This is a genomic window from Streptomyces sp. NPDC059455, from assembly GCF_042750115.1.
In the GTDB taxonomy this organism is placed as follows: domain Bacteria; phylum Actinomycetota; class Actinomycetes; order Streptomycetales; family Streptomycetaceae; genus Streptomyces; species Streptomyces endocoffeicus.
This window is the reverse complement of the sequence record NZ_JBHYVB010000313.1, coordinates 1-3,867: the sequence shown is the minus strand read 5'-3', so window position 1 is coordinate 3,867 and position 3,867 is coordinate 1. Positions and strand designations below refer to the sequence as shown.

At 66.3% G+C, this 3,867-nt stretch carries 4 protein-coding genes; all 4 read right to left on the bottom strand.

The features are described from left to right. Positions 1–137: 137 nt before the first annotated feature. The 4 genes from ACFXB5_RS50450 to ACFXB5_RS50435 all read right to left on the bottom strand — a co-directional run bounded on the left by ACFXB5_RS50450 (position 138) and on the right by ACFXB5_RS50435 (position 3,518). Complete coding sequence (locus ACFXB5_RS50450; RefSeq protein ID WP_385222037.1) at positions 138–1,796, bottom strand: transporter; 1,659 nt, start codon at positions 1,794–1,796, stop codon at positions 138–140. Positions 1,797–2,377: 581 nt separating this feature from the next. Beyond that, complete coding sequence (locus ACFXB5_RS50445; RefSeq protein WP_051574088.1) at positions 2,378–2,743, bottom strand: VOC family protein; 366 nt, start codon at positions 2,741–2,743, stop codon at positions 2,378–2,380. A 111-nt stretch (positions 2,744–2,854) separates the two neighbouring features. Continuing rightward, positions 2,855–3,355: a flavin reductase family protein gene (locus ACFXB5_RS50440; RefSeq protein ID WP_037965929.1), complete on the bottom strand. Its 501-nt coding sequence runs from the start codon at positions 3,353–3,355 to the stop codon at positions 2,855–2,857. After that, positions 3,348–3,518: a hypothetical protein gene (locus ACFXB5_RS50435; protein ID WP_385222033.1), complete on the bottom strand. Its 171-nt coding sequence runs from the start codon at positions 3,516–3,518 to the stop codon at positions 3,348–3,350. The genes ACFXB5_RS50440 and ACFXB5_RS50435 overlap by 8 nt, the downstream gene beginning before the upstream one ends. Between the last annotated feature and the right edge of the window lie 349 nt (positions 3,519–3,867).

Sequence of the window (3,867 nt, the reverse complement as noted above, 5' to 3'; positions counted from 1 at the left end):
TCGCGCGAAGGCCGACTACCGCGTCGATGCCGCTACCCGCCTACGCGGACGGCCTGGTCCACGCTCTCCTTCACCCGCGTGTACGCCGCCTGGGTTATGGAGATCGTCGAGCCTGCGGATACCACGACCGCGGCGAATCAGCCCGCATGCCGACCGCGTGCTGTCCGCGGGCGGGCTGTGCTCCTCCGCCCGACGTCCTTTCCCGTCGTACGCACCGCACCGGCGACCGGTTGAGAACTCTCTGGTGAGGTGAGGCTGCCGATCCACCCGAGGAAGAGTGCCGCCGGCACGGACACCATGCCCGCGTTGTAGTACGGATACCAGTTGAAGCTCAACTCCGGCCATAGTGAGTTCTTGGTACCGGTGACGACGGGTGAGGAGGCCGTGAGCACGATGGACAGCAGCAGTCCCCCGTGGACGGACCAGAGAAGCCCCCGGCGATTGAACTTGGGCCAGAAGAAAGTGTAGATCAGCGCCGGGAATACACTCGAGGCCGCAACGCAGAGAGCGAAGATGACCAGGGACTCGACCGGGTACCGGCTGATGGCTGTGGACAGCGACAGGCTCACGGCGACCAGGACGGCGAGGACCAGACGCAGTACTCGCGCTTCTCCGGTTCGGGTGCGCGGGTCCTTGCCCTGGGCGAACACATCACGCGCGAAGGTGACAGCGGCAGCGAAGGCCACACTTGACACGGTCGTGAGCGCGGCGAGGAAGGCCACGGACGCCATGGCCGTGATGAGCGCAACGCGCGCCACTGAGCCGTGCGGGAGTACTTCCGAAGCCAGCAGAATCGGGGACCCCTGCCCAACGTCGTCAACCGCTCGGATGACGTCGCCTCCCACCACGGCCGCGGCCGCGAAGCCCGCCGCGCTCAGGAGGACGACAAAGGCAGCACCCAGTCCCGAGGCAATGCTCATGGACCGGCGTGCCGAGCGCCCGGTGCGGGAGGCGCTCACCCGCAGGATCAGGTTCGGCAGCACGGCCGTACCGAGGATGACGACGATGTGTTCGCCGATCGCGTTGAGTGATCCGAGGTTCGCGATACGCGGCCAGAGTCCGGGGCTCAGATATCCGCTCGGCGACACGCTCTTCTCCGCCGCCGCCGAGAGCAGATACCCGGGGTTCCACTCGAATCTGCTGAGGGCCAGCAGCGTGATCAGCGAAAGCGTGATCAGGGTGACGACCACCTTGACGACTTGCATGAAGCTGGTGCCTCGCAGATCTGCCACGACGGCGAAGAAGCCGACGAGAAGCCCCATCAGCACCGTGCAGACCACTTGGGTTCCATGGTTCGACCGGCCGATCAGGAGGGCCACGCTGATGCCGGTGGCCCGCAGTTGGACCATGAGAAGGGGAATGGTGATCGCGAGTGTCACCAGAGCCGCGGCAGTCCGCGACGCGCGCCCCGCGGCATGCATGGAGAAGAGGTCACCGAGAGTGTAAAGCCCGCTGTCGCGTATTTTTTGAGCAAGGAGCAGCAGTACACCGAGGGCGAGCATGAGGTCGATGGCGATGCTGAACCCGTCGTAGCCGTACAGAGCGATAAACCCGGACGTCACCAACAGGGTGACGACCGTGATCTGCTCGCCCGCCATGGCGAATCCGTTGAAGACCGGAGAGAGCGACCGATCCGCGAGGTAGAGCCTCTCCGGCTCGTGTTCCTGACTCGAGGCAAGCGTGAAAAGCCACAGCAGAGACAGCCCGATGAATACCAGGAAGGCGACGATCACGGGGCCTCTGGCGTCTGAACCGATCGGGTCGAGTACACCTGCGCCCACGATGTGCACGGTCACCGCTTCACCGCCAGGGATCATCGACGGGGGGCGCACCCGGCGCCTCGGCCTGGGGTACGTCGGAGGTCCGGGGCCGCTCGACGGGTTCGCAGGCTGTGCATCGCGTCTCATACACCCACACGGTGGCGACGAAGAGGCCGCATTGCAGGACGCCCCAGACGAGGCCGAGGGGGATGTGTCCGTACACGTGAACTGCGGGAAGGGCGGTCAGCAAGGACAGCGCGATGCCGACGACAAGAGGGACGGCGTTGGCGGCGACGAACGCACGTCGGGCACGACGCGTGGTTCCGCGGAGACTTTCACCATGTCGCGGTCGGAGGGCATCGAGCGATGGGTCCGGTGCCAGTGGGTGATCCGGTGAGGGCGAGGAGAAGACGGGGCGCACGGAAACCTTCCGGGCTTCGAGGGCGGGTGACTCGGCCGACGCGTATGGGTGCCTCGGACACGCGGCTTGTTCCGGCGCGCGAAAGGTCGAGGATCTGGCCGACGGCCGGGGAGGGACACGAACAGGAATCTCATGGGCATCAGATGGCGTCTCGGTCCGGGGCACGGCGGAGGCCGACCCGCTACCGGACTGATCGCTACCGCGGCCCGTAGATCACTACGGTGTTGCCCCATGGGTCCCGGGCCACGGCCCGGACCTCGTGCGGGCCCTGCTCGGGCTCCCGGACGACGGATCCGCCGCCTTGTACGAGGGCGGTGAGCGCCGAGGTCACGTCGGGGACCTTGAACGACGCCGCGGGCACCCCACCGGTGACGTCCTCGGCAGGGCCGGTCAGGGCCAACGTGGTACCGCCGGCGTCGAGGGCGGCGTAGCGGTCGCCGTCGACGAACTTCGTGGCCAGGCCAAAGGTGTCGGCGTAGAAGCGCACGGCGGCGTCGATGTCGGCCACCGGGTGCAGCACGTTTCCGATCTTCACGAGGTCGACCTCCACGGAATCACTCACCGGACGGCCCCGCAGTACGGCCCGAGCGGAGGGTTCCACCACACCGCGCGCCGCGCGTGGATGAACCACTCGTGCGATCCACCGGAGCTGACGAGCCGGGTCCGATGTCAGTCATGTAACGCTCTGCCCGAGGTGGAGGAAATCACCGCGGTACCACATCACCGGCTTGCCGCTGCCTACGCGCGCGTCGTGCACACGACCGATGAGAATGACGTGATCTCCGCCGGGGATGGCTTGCTCCAGCTCGCAGCGGATGACCGCCGCGGCGTCGGGCAGTATCGGGTGTCCGCCCTCGTCGGACTCGAAGCTTCCGTGTGCGAACTTGTCCTCGCCCTTCGTGGCGAACCTCATGGCCAACTTCGCATGCGCGGGCGTCACGATGTTCACGACGAACCGCTCAGCCGCTATAAAAGCTGGGAAGCAGTCCGCTCCTTGGTCCAGGCACACCAGAACAAGTGGTGGATCGAGCGACAGCGCCGCGAAGGAACTCGCGGTGAACCCATGCGGGGTGCCCCCGGCACTTCGGGTCGTCACGATCGTCACGCCGGCAGGGAATTGGGCCAACGCCGAACGGAAGGCAGCCGCGTCCAGCCCCTGGACTTGATCAGCCATTCCACACCTCGCGGACAGCTCGGACGGCGGGGTCGTGGTAGCCGCCGAAGGCATCAACGTCGACGTGCGCCGCGAGTGGCGCCTGCTCGACCGGCCCTCGGTAACGGTGCTCACGTGCGAGCCCGGTCGGGATGTCCCCCTCAGCCATGACGATGACGTCCATGTCGATCCTTCCTCGAATGTTATTGACGAATAACATATGGGCGTGGCTTGGGTGCGGTCAAGCCCCCGGATGGAGAGGTGAATCCGTTAGTGCGCAGTAACGAAGCGGGAGTCGCGTCAGCCCGCGGCCGCCTGTGCGGCCCTGTGTGGCTGTCGGTCGCGATGTGACCGGGGTCGCTCTGGTCGCGGCCCCTCCCGTGCGCGCCTGGTCGACCTCTGTTGTTATCTCAAGGTAACGCCCGTCGCTCTTCCTGGGGCCTTGACCTGGGCTGGGCTACGACCTACGTTATCGCTCACTAACATTCGTCGGAAGGGTCGGTATGGACTTCATCCTCATGTCTGAGGGGGAC